This window comes from Alkalihalobacillus alcalophilus ATCC 27647 = CGMCC 1.3604 (assembly GCF_000292245.2).
In the GTDB taxonomy this organism is placed as follows: Bacteria; Bacillota; Bacilli; order Bacillales; family Bacillaceae_D; genus Alkalihalobacillus; species Alkalihalobacillus alcalophilus.
On sequence record NZ_ALPT02000010.1, the window covers coordinates 22,259 to 37,808 of the forward strand.

A 15,550-nucleotide genomic window follows, 5' to 3' on the forward strand; every position below is an offset into this window, starting at 1 on the left:
TAGAAACAGAGCGTTTTATTTTCATTCATTATGATAAGTGTTGTTGCACGAGACGATTCACTAATCCACCATCAGCTTTTCCTTTAACCTTAGGCATTAATGCACCCATGACCTTACCCATGTCTGCTTTTGATGAAGCACCCACTTCAGCAATTGTATCAACTACAATTTGATTGAGGTCTTCTTCGGAAAGCTGTTCTGGCATATAAATCTCTAAAACCGCAATCTCATCGCGGATCTTAGAAGCTAAGTCTTCACGGTCTGCTTGTTCAAACTCATGGAGGGAATCCCTGCGTTGCTTTAGTTCGCGATTTAAAACCGTTAGGCTATCGTCATCCGTTAACTCATGACCAACTTTAATTTGCTCATTTTGCAACGAAGCCTTCACCATCCGGATTACAGAGAGCTTTAACTTATCTTTATTTTTCATCGCATTCTTCATATCTGTGTTCAAGCGTTCAAGAAGACTCAATGAATCCACCCTCTCAATTAGAACTTACGTTTTCTTGCTGCTTCAGATTTCTTTTTACGTTTCACACTTGGCTTTTCATAGTGCTTACGCTTTTTAACCTCAGCCAACGTACCTTCTTTAGAGAGTGATCTCTTGAAGCGACGAAGTGCAGCATCAATCGATTCGTTTTTGCGAACACGAGTTTCTGCCATAATATATCCCTCCCTCCGAAACAACCAACTCATACGTACAAAATAATAAAATAAATGCACGTCTCAATAAATTATAATATATCAATTGTTATCAGTCAACTTAAAATTGCCACATTTAAACACAATTCCATATGTATTTTCCTTTTTTTACGCCTATTTTCCTCTCTCAAAAAAAATAGACATGCTTGGACAGCTTTGACCATAGAGTAGAAAAGGAGGTGACCCTATGTTTAAAGAAGTGTTTTCCTTACTAGCCGTGTTTATCGGTCTCTTTTTATTCGGAATGATCGTGTTAAGAAATGGGTTTGCGCAAATCGGTGAGGAACGTTTACGAAATTTAATATTAAAATTAACCGATTCCACTTGGAAAGGACTTCTCGTCGGAACGGTCATCACCGCGATTATTCAGAGCAGTTCAGCGATCATGGTGATCGTGATCGCCTTAGTAGCCGCTAAACTTTTAACATTTCAACACTCAATTGGAATTATATTAGGAGCCAACATCGGGACGACGGTCACCACTGAGTTGATCGCCTATGAATTTTCGGCTTTTATTGTGCCGTTTTTATTTTTTGGCTTTATTTTTCTTTTGTTCCCAGGCAAATTAGCCTACGCCCTTGGTTGCCTCACTTTTGGACTTGCTTGCATCTTTATTGCGATGAATGGGCTCCAAGATTTAGCCCATCCGTTAGCATCAATTCCATGGGTCCATAATTTTTTTAATGTAACAAATGAGCATCATCTACTCGGTATTGCGATCGGTGGCGTTTTAACAGCGATTATCCATTCTAGTACCGCAACAGTCGCTATTGCCATGGGGTTTATTGGCGATCACATTTTGTCATTACCAGCAGCGATTGCCATTATGTTAGGAGCGAATATTGGAACTTGTATGACCGCCTACATCGCAAGTATTGGGGCTGGACAAAGTGCCAAATTAGTAGCCTACGCCAATATTTGGCTCAATGTATTTGGAGTTCTCTTATTTATTCCAATGATCGGTCTGCTCAGTTCATTTGTCGAAATGCTAACAAGCAATACGATGATGCAACTCGCACACTCCAGTTTAATTTTCAATTTAGTGTGCTCTTTATTAATGCTGCCATTCGTTCCGTTATTCACTCGGTTTATTACGTTTATGCACCAAAAAGAAACGATTTCTAATTAGCTCTTGGCAATGACTTTTGTATCGGCTTTTTATTACGGGTTGTCACATAACTATGGATGATCATCCCAGCCATAATACAGCCTAGACCAATCAAAGCTCCAAAAGATGGGAGCTTCCCTGAAAGTAAAATGATTTCACCAATTAAGGCAAATAAAACGGCACCAGACTGTGTTGCTTCTACTGCTGCTAAATTTTCAGCATCACCGCGAACTAAATCAGTCGCCCAAAAGAATAAGACCGTGGCAATGACTCCTGCGAAAAGAGCAACTAAAAAAGTTTGCAACACTTGATGTGACGGTGGTGGACCTTCTACCACAAAACCGTAGCTAAACAGCAAAAGCCACCAAGGCAAACTCGCTATCGTCATACCGAGCACTCTTTGAAAACTATCGAGTCTCCCTTGGCATTTCTCCATCATTTTGCGATTACCTAAAGGATAGGCGAATGCTGCAATCGTTACAGGGATCACACTTAACAAAAAGAGTTGTAATGTTATCGCCTCACTTTGTTGCAATTGAATCATTAAAACTCCAAATAAAATAATTAAAGAGGGCCAAAGCGCTTTTAATGGTATGCGTTGCCTCACTTTTAGTTGTTCTCCACCTTTTTCAATCGTCATAAAAAATAAAGGTGATAAAAGCAATCCAGCAACGATCGTCATTTGCCAAGTGCCTGCAATAAGCCAACCTGGCCCGTATGCAGCCGCATAAGTAATTGGGGCATAAAATAAAACAAAACCGACAAAGCTCCAAATGAGCCAATAAATAGGGGCTTTTTTCAATTCAGCGAAAAGTGGTCCTAACCCACCTCGCAAAGAAACAATCAGCACTAAAAAAGGAATCATAAATAAAAAGCGTAAAGAAGCACTATAATACCAGCTGCCTCCTTCTAAATCAATCGAGCGATTAATAATAAAAGTTGAAGAAAAAAAGATTGATGCAATGATGCCAATCACAATCGCCTTCATCCACTCTCCCCATTTCTATCCACAGTTTTTTCTCTCTTAGTTCATGGTTATCTTCATCTAAATATTTGCTTTGGACTAAGCTTAATATACATCCAAAAAAACAACAACAAAATGTATAGAAAAAAGTGCATCGGAATCATGCTACGATGCACTCTCATCATTATTAATAATCAGAAGAACCTTCTAGTCCTTGTACAATCGAGACTCCTGCACTAGCTCCAATTCTTGTTGCTCCTGCTTCAATCATCGCTTGTGCTGTTTCTAAATCTCTAACTCCACCTGAAGCCTTTACACCCACGTCTGGTCCAACTGTTTTTCTCATTAGTGAAATATCTTCTACCGTCGCACCACCTGTTGAAAAGCCTGTAGATGTTTTAACAAAATCGGCACCTGCAGCTACAGCTAATTGGCAAGCAAGTACTTTTTCCTCATCTGTTAATAAACAAGATTCAATAATCACTTTTGTTAAGGCTTTCCCTTTTGCCGCTTCAACAACAGCACGAATATCTTGTTCCACATAATCACGGTCACCCGCTTTTAAAGCCGCAACATTGATGACCATATCAACCTCTGTTGCTCCTTTTTGGATCGCATCCTCTGTTTCAAATGCTTTCGTTTCAGAAGTAGATGCCCCCAATGGAAAACCGATTACTGTACAAACTTTCACTTCGTCTTTTACTTCAGCTAAGCTTTGGGCCGCAACTTTTACCCATGTTGGATTCACACATACAGAAGCAAAACGATATTCTTTTGCTTCCTCACATAACTTAATAATTTCTTCTTTCGTTGTATCCGCTTTTAAAGCCGTATGATCAATATATCTTGCCATCTTCATTGTCATTTTATCGTATCCTTTCTTCCCTTGAACTTGTACGAACCTCTACTATATTACCATAATCTTGATATGAACTCTAGCTCCGGTTGACATCCAACCCAAAGTAGTTCATACAGACCGAAAAAGACGAACTTCATCAGGTTCGTCTTTTTCCATTAAATTATTTAGCTATTTGCTACTTGTTTAAGTGGTGCTTCTTCATCCATAACTCGAACAAATTCTCCCTCACTATACGGATAACCTGCTTTTGTTAATTTAATTTTAATAATTTTTCCGATCATCTCAGCAGGTACATTTACTTTTACTTTTAAATAATTATCCGTGTACCCAATAAGAACACCACTGTCTGGGTTGTCTTTATCCTCTTCTTCAGGAATCATCTCTAGAACATCCCCTTCAAAATGAGAAGCATATTCTTTTGCTAGTTGATCAGAAAGCTGAATAAGCTTGTGCACTCGTTCATTTTTTACTTCTTCATCAACTTGGTCATCCATTCTTGCTGCTGGTGTTCCCGTCCTTTTTGAATACGGGAAGACATGAAGTTCACTAAATTTATGCTTAGCAATAAAATCATAGGTCTCTTGAAATTCTTCTTCTGTTTCCCCTGGAAAGCCGACAATGACATCCGAAGTTACCGCAAGACCAGGAAGAACTCCTTTTAATTTTTCAATTCGCTCCGCAAAAAACTCCATCGTATATTTACGACGCATTCTCTTTAAAACTGTATTCGAACCCGATTGAATCGGAATATGCAAATGACGAACGACTTTTTCAGACCGATCAATGACATCGATCACTTCATCGGTTAATTGACTAGCTTCAATCGAAGAAATACGAATACGTTTCAACCCTTCAATTTGTTCTAAATCTTCGAGCAAGCGGGCAAGACTATAATCTTTTAAATCTTCTCCGTACCCACCCGTATGAATTCCCGTTAAAACAATTTCCTTATAGCCAGCTTCAACAAGTTGATTCGCCTGGCTAATGACTTCTTTTGGATCCCTTGAACGCATCAACCCACGTGCCCAAGGGATAATACAGAATGTACAAAAGTTATTACAACCTTCTTGAATTTTTAATGAGGCACGCGTGCGATCCGTAAATGATGGCACATCTAATTCTTCATACACACGGCTTTTCATAATGTTACCTACACCGTTAATTGGTTGACGCTCTTTTTTAAACTGCTCAATATAATCGAGCATCTTTACTCGGTCCTGTGTACCAACGACAATGTCGACACCAGGGATCGCCATAATTTCTGCAGGCGATGTTTGAGCATAACACCCTGTTACACAAATAACCGCATCTGGGTTTTTACGAATCGCTCGACGAATGACTTGACGGCTTTTTTTATCGCCCGTATTTGTCACGGTACATGTATTAATGACATAAACGTCTGAATGTTTTTCGAAGTCGACTTTTTCATAATCACGTGCTTTAAATAATTGCCAAATCGCTTCTGTCTCATAATGGTTTACTTTACATCCTAATGTCTGAAATGCAACTGAAGGCATCTTCTTCACCTCAATAACTCTAATTGATAGGACAGAGCAGCCAATACGTACAAAGAGGCTGTTTCTGTTCTTAAAATCCGTGGTCCTAACCCACATATTTTCGCTCCAACTTGCTCAAGCTGACAAACTTCATCTTCAGATAAGCCCCCTTCAGGACCAATCACCACTAAGATGGAATGTTCGTTTTCAAGCGTTTGGAGCACATTCGCTAGCTGGCTTGTTTCATGTTGTTTCGCTACTTCTTCATAAGCAACTAAAATCTGATCAAATTGTTTGCTTTGTTCTATAAGCCCTTTAAAGGATACTGAGTTTTCAACAACTGGGACTTTCGCTCGGTAAGACTGTTCCGCCGCTTCTTTTGCAATCTTTTGAAGTCGCTCAATCTTTTTACGAGATTTTTTTTCATCCCACTTTACGATCGCTCTAGAAGTTTGCATGGGAATAAAACGAGAAGCTCCGAGTTCTGTCCCTTTTTGAACAATATAATCAAGCTTGTCCCCTTTTGGTAAGCCTTGGGCAATCGTCACATGAACAGGAAGCTCTGTTTTTAAATCAATCGCTTCCATTGGTTTAGCACTCACTTCATCACTACTTACTTCTAGCAATTGGCAAAGATAAGCTCCTTCACGTTCAGAAAGACAAATAATCGAATCTCCACTTTCCATTCGCATCACTCGGGATATATGTTTCGCGTCATCGCCCGTTATTAAAAACTGCTCCTGTTTGATTTGTTCAACAAAATATCGTTGCAAATGATACTACCTCACTTTTTGAATTATATACTTGCAATAATCGCGACCCAATCTTCCATTTCCACTACTTCTTCAATCGTAAAGCCTGCTTCTACTAAAGCATCTTTCACTTCTTGTTTTTTACGTTTAATGATTCCTGATGTAATAAAACGACCACCCGGTTTAAGAATCGCTGCCGCATCTTGAGTAAAACGAACAATGATTTCAGCTAAAATATTGGCGACTATAACATCATACGGCCCTGAAACACCCTCAAGTAAATTATTTTGTTTCACTTCAATTTGATTTGAAAGCTGATTTAATTCAATGTTCGCTTGGGCACTTTGAACGGCAACCTCATCTAAATCCATACTAAGAATTTGACTCGCTCCAAGCTTTGCCGCAGCGATACTTAACACACCTGAACCTGTCCCGACATCGATAACGCTCTCATTGCCTTTTAACACCTTTTCTAATGCTTGAATACATAAAACCGTTGTTGGATGCGTCCCTGTTCCAAAAGCCATCCCTGGGTCAAGCTCAATTATCATTTCGCCTTCGTGTGGAGTGTACTCCTCCCAAGTCGGTACAATCGTTACATGCTGAGAGACTTTTACTGGCTTATAGTACTTTTTCCAAGCGGTTGCCCATTCCTCTTCCTTTACTTCGGTCAACTTCACTTTATTAAATCCGAGATCAATATTATACTGCGATAATCCGTTAATCGAAAGTTTTACTTCATCTATCGTTTCGGCGAGAAAACTATTCTCAGGAAAATAAGCTTTGACGATGACGCCATCTTCAGGGTAATCATCTGGAGAGAGTTGGTAAATTTCACCGAAACGAACACCCCAATCTTTCACAAGGTCTGCTGGGTCTTCAATGACAACACCACTTGCACCTGCTTCATGTAAAATATTTGAAACAGGCTCTACCGCGTCCTGGGTCGTATGAATACTAAATTCCGTCCATTTCATAAAAATCTCCAACTCCATCCAAATATAATTTATAGGTAAATCTTCTAACCGTACTTCTTTACTACAGCAAAGTGAGCTAAGCCTCTTTCTTTTGGCAGCTTTGTCACTGTCACTGCCCTTCAATCCATTCATTACTCCCCTTTAAAGGCTCTTCTCACTTTTCCAAAGAAACTATCATTTTGTTCATCCGGTTTGCCACCAGAAAGTGTCGCAAATTCACGAATGATATCCTTTTCTTTTTCAGACAGGTTTTTAGGAACGACGACACGTACTTTCACATGTTGGTCACCTTGACCTCGGCCGTGTACGTTCGGTACCCCTTTTCCACGAAGCCTAAAGTTCGTGCCCGTTTGCGTTCCTGCAGGTATTTTTAACTTTACTTTCCCATTTAACGTTGGCACTTCGATTTCATCACCTAAAGCGACTTGAGCAAAAGTTAATGGCATCTCGCAATAAATGTCGTCCCCTTCACGTTCAAAAAATTCATGAGATTTTACGTTAAAGACAACGAATAAATCACCTGGAGGTCCTCCGTTTGTGCCTGGCTCACCTTGTCCGGAAACACGTAACTGTTGCCCATGGTCAATACCAGCCGGAACTTTTACGCTAATTTTCTTGCGTTTCCGTACTTTCCCTTTTCCGCCACAAGTGGAACATTTATGTTTGATTTGCTTGCCTGTTCCCTCACAATGATGACAAACGCGACGGTTAACAACACGACCAAACGGTGTATTTTGCTCAACACTCATTTGACCGGTACCCGAACAATGCGAACATGTTTCCGGTTTTGTTCCTGGTTTCGCACCAGAACCGTCACAAGTTGTACATTCTTCCTCCCTCGGAATTTCAATTTCTGTATCTTTCCCAAAGACAGCCTCTTTAAATTCCAAAGTCATCGTATATTGAAGGTCAGCACCTTGACGTGGGGCATTAGGGTTTCTTCTACCACCACCGCCGCCACCAAAGAACATATCAAAAATATCACCAAAACCACCAAAGTCGCCAGCACCTGCGCCTCCAAAACCTTGGTTTGGATCAGTGTGACCAAATTGATCATAATGGGATTTCTTTTGCGGATCACTTAAAACATCATAGGCTTCTTTTACTTCTTTAAATTTCGTCTCTGCATCAGCAGCTTTATTGACATCAGGATGATATTGGCGGGCCAATTTACGATACGCCTTTTTCATCTCATCAACAGAAGCTCCTTTATCGACACCGAGGACGTCATAGTAATCTCGTTTACTCATTCCATCCACTCCCTGAATCTATTCATCGATATTCATTTTATTTGTATTCAATAACAAGTCAAAATGAATCGTTTATTTACGGTGATTATCAAAAAACTCTATTAGTCCATAACGTTCATCTTACCATTTTCTCAAAAGTGTGTGCAAGAGGGATAATCGTATCCCTACACTAATTAGGATGTTTTATATACCTTTTAGAAAATAGAAGTCTGTTATGGTCGCACTTCATTACACTCATTCACTCAATCTTAGCTATTCCTTAAAATGATAGTTGTTCCTATTTTTCAAGGTTAGACAAAGCTTTAAGCAAGATTGTTTCCTTTGAAAAAAGTCAAAGCCATAAATCTGACTTTGACTTTTTCATAACGCTTATTTTTTGTCGTCGTTTACTTCTTCGTAATCAGCATCTACGACATTATCATCTGTTTTTGCTTGTTGCCCTTCGGCACCTTCTGCACCTTGTTGTGCTTGAGCCGCTTGAGCTGCTTGCTCATACATTTTCGTTGTAATAGCCGTTAGAACTTCTTGTAACTCATCTTTAGCTGTGCGAATTTCATCAAGATTATTCGCTTCGATTGCTGCTTTTAGCTTATCTTTTGCCGCTTCCGCTTTTTCTTTTTCTGCCGCTTCCACACCTTCACCGAGGTCTTTTAACGTTTTTTCTGTTTGGAAAACAAGTTGATCTGCTTCGTTACGAAGTTCTACTTCTTCACGACGCTTTTTATCTTCATCGGCATTTGCTTCGGCATCTTTAACCATTTGATCAATCTCATCATCAGATAAACCTGAAGAAGAAGTAATCGTAATCGATTGTTCTTTATTTGTACCAAGGTCCTTCGCTTTAACATTTACAATCCCGTTTGCATCAATATCAAATGATACTTCGATTTGTGGAACACCGCGTGGTGCTGGTGGAATATCCGCTAATTGGAAACGACCTAATGTTTTATTGTTTGCAGCCATTTCACGCTCACCTTGAAGGACATGAATGTCTACAGATGGTTGGTTATCAGCAGCCGTTGAGAATACTTGTGATTTAGAAGTTGGGATCGTTGTGTTACGCTCAATCAACTTCGTAAATACGCCACCCATTGTTTCAATACCTAATGAAAGTGGAGTGACATCAAGTAAAACGACATCTTTTACATCACCAGTTAGAACACCAGCTTGAACAGCTGCACCAAGAGCAACTACTTCATCTGGGTTAACTCCTTTATGAGGATCTTGACCCGTTAATTTCTTAATCGCTTCTTGTACAGCTGGAATTCGAGTTGATCCACCAACAAGAACGACTTTATCAATTTCTGAAGCTGATAAACCAGAATCGGCAAGAGCACGGCGAGTTGGCTCTAATGTACGCTCTACTAAATCAGTAGAAAGCTCTTCAAATTTAGCACGGCTTAAGCTCACTTCTAAATGCTTAGGTCCTGTTTGATCAGCTGTAATAAATGGTAAAGAAATTTGTGTTTGAGTGACACCAGATAAATCTTTTTTCGCTTTTTCAGCGGCATCTTTAAGACGCTGCATCGCCATTTTATCTTGAGCAAGGTCAATGCCATTGTCTTTTTTAAATGATTCTACTAAATAGTCGATGATCACTTGGTCAAAGTCATCTCCACCAAGTTTATTATCACCAGATGTAGCTTTAACTTCAAAGAAACCGTCGCCTAGTTCAAGAATGGAAACGTCAAACGTACCACCACCTAGGTCATAAACAAGAATCGTTTGGTCTTCTTCTTTTTCTAAACCGTAAGCAAGAGCTGCAGCCGTTGGTTCATTGACAATACGCTCTACTTCAAGACCAGCAATTTTACCAGCATCTTTTGTTGCTTGACGTTGCGAATCATTAAAATAGGCAGGTACGGTAATAACCGCTTTTGTTACGGTTTCTCCTAGATAAGCTTCCGCATCAGATTTTAGCTTTTGTAAAATGATTGCAGAAAGTTCTTGTGGTGTGTATTCTTTCCCTTCAACTGTTTCTTTATGGTCAGTCCCCATAAAACGTTTGATTGAAATAATCGTGTTAGGGTTCGTAATCGCTTGGCGTTTTGCGACTTCTCCTACTAAACGCTCTCCATCTTTAAATGCGACAACCGATGGAGTTGTGCGGTTTCCTTCTGGATTTGGGATAACAGTTGCTTCTCCACCTTCCATTACAGCCACACAAGAGTTTGTTGTACCTAAGTCAATTCCAATAATTTTACTCATAGTAAGATGTGCCTCCTAATTAATCATTTATGTAGTTTATGCGTTAACTTTGACCATTGATGGACGAATAACGCGGTCCTTCAACTGATAGCCTTTTTGTAATTCTTCCACAATTTGATTTGATTCATAACCCTCTTCTTCCACTTGCATAACCGCTTGATGACGATGCGGATCGAAGGTTTCACCAACAGTTGGAATTAATTCAACCCCTTCGTTCTTAAGGGCATCTTGTAATTGGCGATAAACCATGTCCATTCCTGTTAGAAGAGATTTTGTTTCTTCTGATTCAGGTTCTACAACTAAAGCACGCTCAAAATTATCTAATACAGGAAGTAGACTTTCGATAATTGATTGCGATCTATATTTGGCAGCCGCTTCTTTTTCTTCGCGAGAACGGCGTCTGAAATTATCATAATCAGCTTGAACTCTTAAAATCCGTTGGTTCGCTTCAGCTAATTGAGCTTCTAATTCATTTTCACGTGAATTTTCTTCCTCTTCATTTGCTTCTACTACTTCATCAACAAATTCATCATTCTCTGTTTCCTCTGTGAGCTTTTCAGGTTGATTTTCATCTTGTTCAGTCATTGTTTCCATATCTTTGGCTTCATTCTTATTCATTTGACTCACCTCCTCATAATGTAAAAATCGCTCTTAATCACCCTACAAACGAGCTTTTTCAGCCCTATAAAAGGGTGAGGTAAGATACACAAGCACAACCTAACCACCTTTTATCTTCTTACGAAACAAAAGGAGATTAGGTTTCCTTTTCATTCAATGTTTCATTTATCTGTGTAGCTTTGTTAATATTTTCGTCAAATCCTTTGAAATCGTATCAACGACTCCAATGACACGGCGATATTCCATCCGGGTTGGCCCAATGATTCCAATTGTCCCCATATGCTTACCTGCTACCTCATAGCTTGCTGTAATCATACTAATATTATCAAATGCTTCATGTTTGTTTTCGTGCCCGATTTTCACTTGAACTCCAACGTCATTAGCCCGTAAAACTTGATTCATGATGTTATCTTGCTCTAACATTTCAAACAAGACACGCACTTTATCAATATCCCGAAACTCGGGTTGATTTAATAAATTCATTTTCCCACTGTAAATAACTTTTTCATGTTTTTCAAGCTCAAGAGACTCACCAATGGCACCGAGCATTTGTTGATAATTCTGCACATGACGCATCATAACGCCTGCAATTTCTGTTTTAAGCTTATTCCTAAGTTGATACAGAGGCACTCCAACTAAACGATCATTTAAGATATTGACGATAATTTGGATATCTTCTCCTGCCATATTAGGCGGAATGACAATCGTTTGATTTTCAACATGACCTGTATCTGTTACAAGAATTAAGATCGCCGAGATATCGGTCAATGGGATGATTTGAATATTTCTTAACTTCGTCTCAAACACTTCTGGACCTAACACGATTGAGATATAACTCGTCATATTAGATAAAATCCGAGCCGAAAGCTGGATAACATCCTCCACTTCCTGCATACGGTCTGAAAACAAGGAACGAATTCCCTCTTTTTCAAGCTTCGTTAAATGTTGCGGCATTAATAGATGGTCCACATAATAGCGATACCCCTTCTGTGAAGGAATTCGACCAGCTGAACTATGTGGCTTTTCTAGGAAACCTAATTCCTCTAAATCAGCCATATCATTTCGTATCGTCGCCGAACTAAAAGAAATATCATCACGTTTTGAAATACTGCGTGAACCAACTGGCTCAGCAGAGCGCACGTAATCGTCCACAATCGCATGTAAAATTAACAATTGCCTTTCTGTTAGCATCTACTATCACCTCTGTTAGCACTCTATATACCTGAGTGCTAAATCTATTGATAAATTATCAAAAAGGGCTCGATTTGTCAATATATAAAGCTTGAAGAGATCGAGATAAAATTAGATCCTATTTGTATAAGCATGGGGAGTTTACCTCCTCATTGAAATTCTTCCCTCATTTACGTTGACTGCTTATATACCTTCACTTAGTCCACATCATTCAATACGGCTAAAAATTGTTCAAAGACTTCGTTTCCGAGTAGCAATCCTTCGTCTGTTAATCGAATTCCGTTTGTCGTATCTTCAATCAACCCTCGATTTTTCAACTTCATCAGTTGTACTTGAAATAGTTGTTCATAGTCGAGGTTGTACTTTTCGATAAAAAGAGAACGGTTAATCCCTTCCCGTTTTCTTAATCCTAAAAACATCTCTTCTTCAATTTTTTCCACTAAGGACACCTTTGATTCTTGTAACCGTGGCAATTCCCCACAGGCTACAGCCTTTAAATACTTAGGTAAAGGTCCGTGGTTATGATGTCTAACGCCACTGACATAGCCATGCGCACCCGCTCCAAAGGCGTAGTATTCTTCGTTATTCCAATAAACTAAATTATGCTTGCTTTCATAACCTGGCTTGGCAAAATTACTAATTTCGTACTGGACAAAACCATTGCTACTCGTTTGTTCTCGTAAAAGCTCATACATCTTGACTTCATCATCTTCTGGTGGAAGTTGAAGCTTGCCTTTACGCTGCCGATTAAAGAAAACCGTCTTTTCTTCTATTTTTAACGAATAAGCCGAAATATGTTCGACTCCAAGCTCAAAAGCTTTTTGTAACGTTATTTTAAATTGTTCTGGTGTTTGTTGTGGCAATCCAAACATTAAATCGATCGATATATTCTCAAAGCCAGCTTTCCGACTATTTTCGATCGCTTTATATATATTTTCTTCCACATGTGTGCGCCCAATCGCTTTTAATAAAACTTCATCAAAGGTTTGAACCCCTATACTTAAGCGATTTACTCCATATTTTTTCAAAACATTAAGCCGGTCCATCGTCGCATTATCTGGGTTGACTTCAACCGTAAACTCCTCGACTTGTTCCATGGCGACTCTTTCTTGAATCCCTTGCAATAATCGCTCCAACTGCCCTGCCGATAAAGCCGTCGGTGTTCCGCCCCCGATATAAATCGTTTTTAATTGAAACGGCTTCTGCTTATCACCTTTTGTTAAATCGAGTTCTTTTAAAACCGAATCGATATATTCTTCTACCGGCTGGTTTTTCAAAAAAACTTTATTAAAATCACAATAAAAACAAATTTGTTCACAAAAAGGGATGTGAATATACGCTGCTTGAATCACAACTCTCCCTCCTCTTCCTTTGATAGAAAAACCGCAGGATACGCCCCTGCGGTTTTCTTCAGTCACATTAATCATCCATACGTAACACAGCCATGAACGCCTCTTGTGGCACTTCAACACTACCAACAGACTTCATTCGCTTTTTACCTTCTTTTTGTTTCTCTAATAGCTTCCGCTTACGGGAGATGTCTCCTCCGTAACATTTTGCTAATACATTTTTTCGCATTGCTTTAATGGTCGAACGAGCGATAATCTTTTGACCAATACTCGCTTGAATTGGCACTTCAAATTGTTGGCGAGGAATTAATTCTTTTAATTTCTCTACAATAATTTTCCCGCGCTCATAGGCCGAATCACGGTGCACGATAACCGAGAGAGCATCGACTGTTTCACTATTTAATAAAATATCCATTTTCACCAATTTAGATTGTTTATAACCAATTAGTTCATAATCAAAAGAAGCATATCCTTTTGTGCTTGATTTTAACTGGTCAAAGAAATCATAAACAATTTCTGAAAGCGGAATTTCATAGACGATTTGGACCCGATTCTCATCCAAATACTGCATATCAATAAAAATCCCACGTTTCCCTTGGCATAACTCCATCACGGCTCCTACATAATCATTCGGAACCATTACCTTAGCTTTTACATATGGCTCTTCTACATGCTCAATCTTTTGAGCATCTGGCATATTGGCTGGGTTATCGACTTTTAACTCCTCGCCATTTGTCAGCGTTACATTGTAGATAACACTTGGAGCCGTTGTAATTAATGTAATTCCAAACTCACGCTCAATCCGTTCTTGAATGATTTCCATATGCAAAAGTCCTAAAAATCCACAACGGAAACCAAAACCAAGAGCCTGTGAAGTTTCTGGCTCATATTGTAAGGACGCATCGTTTAACTCTAGTCGTTCTAATGCTTCGCGTAAATCGTTATATTCATTCGTATCAACTGGATAAAGTCCACAATATACCATCGGATTCATTTTACGATAACCTGGAAGTGGTTCACTTGCAGGATTTCCTGCACTCGTAATTGTATCCCCGACTCTTGTATCGCCAACGTTTTTAATGGAGGCCGATAAAAACCCAACATCGCCTACCGTTAATTCATCACGTTTTTCCGCTTTAGGGGTAAAGACCCCAATTTCCGTTACTTCAAATTCCTTACCCGTTGCCATCATCCGGATTTTTTGGCCTGGTTTAACCGTTCCTTCAACAATTCGAATATACGCAACAACCCCACGGTAGGAATCATATAACGAATCGAAAATAAGAGCCTTTAACGGACCTTCAGGATCTCCTGTTGGTGCTGGGACCTTTTCAACAACTTGTTCTAAGATTTCACCAATTCCAATCCCATTTTTGGCAGAAGCAAGAACAGCATCAGAAGCATCAAGACCAATTACATCTTCTACTTCTTTTTTGACACGTTCTGGCTCTGCACTTGGCAAATCAATCTTATTAATAACCGGTAAAATTTCTAAATCATTATCAAGGGCTAAATACACATTAGCTAATGTTTGGGCTTCAATCCCTTGAGCCGCATCGACAATTAAAAGCGCCCCTTCACAAGCCGCTAAGCTTCGAGACACCTCATATGTAAAATCGACATGTCCAGGTGTATCAATTAAGTGGAAAATGTATTCCTCACCATCTTTTGCGGTGTATGTTAACTGTACAGCATTTAATTTAATCGTAATTCCTCGTTCACGCTCAAGATCCATGGCATCAAGCGTTTGTTCCTTCATTTCACGTTCCGTTAAAGCACCTGTTTGTTCTAAAATACGGTCGGCCAAAGTTGACTTCCCGTGATCAATATGAGCAATGATAGAGAAATTACGAATCTTCTCTTGTCTTGCTCGACGTTGTTCATTATTCATTCTCGTCACTCCTAGTAAACGTACAACATAGACTAACCCTCATTATAGCAAGCGTTGAACTACTGTTCAATCTTTTGTTTGGATAAGCATGACGTTTATTCTTATTTTATCTTGATATTGTATTCGAACGAGCCTTTTGACGTTCCTCTTATCATACCCGATAAACTCATAAAAAAGCAGTAAGG

14 protein-coding genes are annotated in these 15,550 nt (G+C 39.3%); 1 reads left to right on the plus strand and 13 read right to left on the minus strand.

Annotated elements, in window-relative coordinates; genetic code table 11:
• Positions 1-28: 28 nt before the first annotated feature.
• Together BALCAV_RS03975 and rpsU are read right to left on the minus strand one after the other, a co-directional pair.
• Positions 29-472: a GatB/YqeY domain-containing protein gene (locus BALCAV_RS03975; RefSeq protein WP_003323312.1), complete on the minus strand. Its 444-nt coding sequence runs from the start codon at positions 470-472 to the stop codon at positions 29-31.
• A gap of 17 nt (positions 473-489) precedes the next feature.
• Positions 490-663 carry a 30S ribosomal protein S21 gene (rpsU, locus tag BALCAV_RS03980; protein ID WP_003323311.1) on the minus strand — a complete coding sequence of 58 codons (174 nt, stop codon included), beginning with the start codon at positions 661-663 and terminating at the stop codon, positions 490-492.
• Positions 664-889: 226 nt separating this feature from the next.
• Between rpsU and BALCAV_RS03985 the strand changes: the two genes are divergently transcribed.
• On the plus strand, positions 890-1,831 hold the full coding sequence (locus BALCAV_RS03985) for a Na/Pi symporter (RefSeq protein WP_003323308.1): 942 nt from the start codon (positions 890-892) through the stop codon (positions 1,829-1,831).
• Here the strand turns inward: BALCAV_RS03985 and BALCAV_RS03990 are convergent.
• From BALCAV_RS03990 to lepA, 11 genes are all read right to left on the minus strand, one after another.
• Positions 1,824-2,798: a DMT family transporter gene (locus tag BALCAV_RS03990; protein ID WP_003323307.1), complete on the minus strand. Its 975-nt coding sequence runs from the start codon at positions 2,796-2,798 to the stop codon at positions 1,824-1,826. The genes BALCAV_RS03985 and BALCAV_RS03990 overlap by 8 nt on opposite strands.
• A gap of 163 nt (positions 2,799-2,961) precedes the next feature.
• Positions 2,962-3,639 carry a deoxyribose-phosphate aldolase gene (gene deoC, locus BALCAV_RS03995; RefSeq protein ID WP_040323549.1) on the minus strand — a complete coding sequence of 226 codons (678 nt, stop codon included), beginning with the start codon at positions 3,637-3,639 and terminating at the stop codon, positions 2,962-2,964.
• Between the two features lie 158 nt (positions 3,640-3,797).
• Positions 3,798-5,150: a tRNA (N(6)-L-threonylcarbamoyladenosine(37)-C(2))-methylthiotransferase MtaB gene (gene mtaB / locus BALCAV_RS04000; protein ID WP_003323305.1), complete on the minus strand. Its 1,353-nt coding sequence runs from the start codon at positions 5,148-5,150 to the stop codon at positions 3,798-3,800.
• Positions 5,151-5,155: 5 nt separating this feature from the next.
• Complete coding sequence (locus BALCAV_RS04005; RefSeq protein ID WP_003323304.1) at positions 5,156-5,902, minus strand: 16S rRNA (uracil(1498)-N(3))-methyltransferase; 747 nt, start codon at positions 5,900-5,902, stop codon at positions 5,156-5,158.
• 23 nt (positions 5,903-5,925) lie between these two features.
• Complete coding sequence (gene prmA, locus BALCAV_RS04010) at positions 5,926-6,858, minus strand: 50S ribosomal protein L11 methyltransferase (RefSeq protein WP_003323303.1); 933 nt, start codon at positions 6,856-6,858, stop codon at positions 5,926-5,928.
• 131 nt (positions 6,859-6,989) lie between these two features.
• The gene (gene dnaJ, locus BALCAV_RS04015) at positions 6,990-8,108 is read right to left on the minus strand and encodes a molecular chaperone DnaJ (protein ID WP_003323302.1); all 1,119 of its coding nucleotides are present in this window, start codon (positions 8,106-8,108) and stop codon (positions 6,990-6,992) included.
• A 369-nt stretch (positions 8,109-8,477) separates the two neighbouring features.
• Positions 8,478-10,316 (minus strand): molecular chaperone DnaK, encoded by a 1,839-nt coding sequence (gene dnaK / locus BALCAV_RS04020; RefSeq protein WP_003323301.1) that lies wholly within the window; start codon positions 10,314-10,316, stop codon positions 8,478-8,480.
• Between the two features lie 36 nt (positions 10,317-10,352).
• The gene (gene grpE / locus BALCAV_RS04025) at positions 10,353-10,934 is read right to left on the minus strand and encodes a nucleotide exchange factor GrpE (RefSeq protein WP_003323299.1); all 582 of its coding nucleotides are present in this window, start codon (positions 10,932-10,934) and stop codon (positions 10,353-10,355) included.
• Between the two features lie 165 nt (positions 10,935-11,099).
• Positions 11,100-12,125, minus strand: a complete 1,026-nt coding sequence (gene hrcA, locus BALCAV_RS04030) for a heat-inducible transcriptional repressor HrcA (RefSeq protein WP_003323298.1) — start codon at positions 12,123-12,125, stop codon at positions 11,100-11,102.
• 197 nt (positions 12,126-12,322) lie between these two features.
• Complete coding sequence (gene hemW, locus BALCAV_RS04035; protein WP_003323297.1) at positions 12,323-13,477, minus strand: radical SAM family heme chaperone HemW; 1,155 nt, start codon at positions 13,475-13,477, stop codon at positions 12,323-12,325.
• A 67-nt stretch (positions 13,478-13,544) separates the two neighbouring features.
• Entirely contained in the window at positions 13,545-15,365 is a 1,821-nt protein-coding gene (gene lepA, locus BALCAV_RS04040; protein WP_003323296.1) for a translation elongation factor 4, read from the minus strand.
• Between the last annotated feature and the right edge of the window lie 185 nt (positions 15,366-15,550).

Bases quoted from the DNA above. Each gene is read 5' to 3' on its own strand.
- grpE (WP_003323299.1), bottom strand. From the start codon at position 10,934: ATGAATAAGAATGAAGCCAAAGATATGGAAACAATGACTGAACAAGAT.
- BALCAV_RS03990 (WP_003323307.1), bottom strand. From the start codon at position 2,798: ATGAAGGCGATTGTGATTGGCATCATTGCATCAATCTTTTTTTCTTCA.
- lepA (WP_003323296.1), bottom strand. From the start codon at position 15,365: ATGAATAATGAACAACGTCGAGCAAGACAAGAGAAGATTCGTAATTTC.
- rpsU (WP_003323311.1), bottom strand. From the start codon at position 663: ATGGCAGAAACTCGTGTTCGCAAAAACGAATCGATTGATGCTGCACTT.
- deoC (WP_040323549.1), bottom strand. From the start codon at position 3,639: ATGACAATGAAGATGGCAAGATATATTGATCATACGGCTTTAAAAGCG.
- prmA (WP_003323303.1), bottom strand. From the start codon at position 6,858: ATGAAATGGACGGAATTTAGTATTCATACGACCCAGGACGCGGTAGAG.
- BALCAV_RS03985 (WP_003323308.1), top strand. From the start codon at position 890: ATGTTTAAAGAAGTGTTTTCCTTACTAGCCGTGTTTATCGGTCTCTTT.
- dnaJ (WP_003323302.1), bottom strand. From the start codon at position 8,108: ATGAGTAAACGAGATTACTATGACGTCCTCGGTGTCGATAAAGGAGCT.
- mtaB (WP_003323305.1), bottom strand. From the start codon at position 5,150: ATGCCTTCAGTTGCATTTCAGACATTAGGATGTAAAGTAAACCATTAT.
- dnaK (WP_003323301.1), bottom strand. From the start codon at position 10,316: ATGAGTAAAATTATTGGAATTGACTTAGGTACAACAAACTCTTGTGTG.
- hrcA (WP_003323298.1), bottom strand. From the start codon at position 12,125: ATGCTAACAGAAAGGCAATTGTTAATTTTACATGCGATTGTGGACGAT.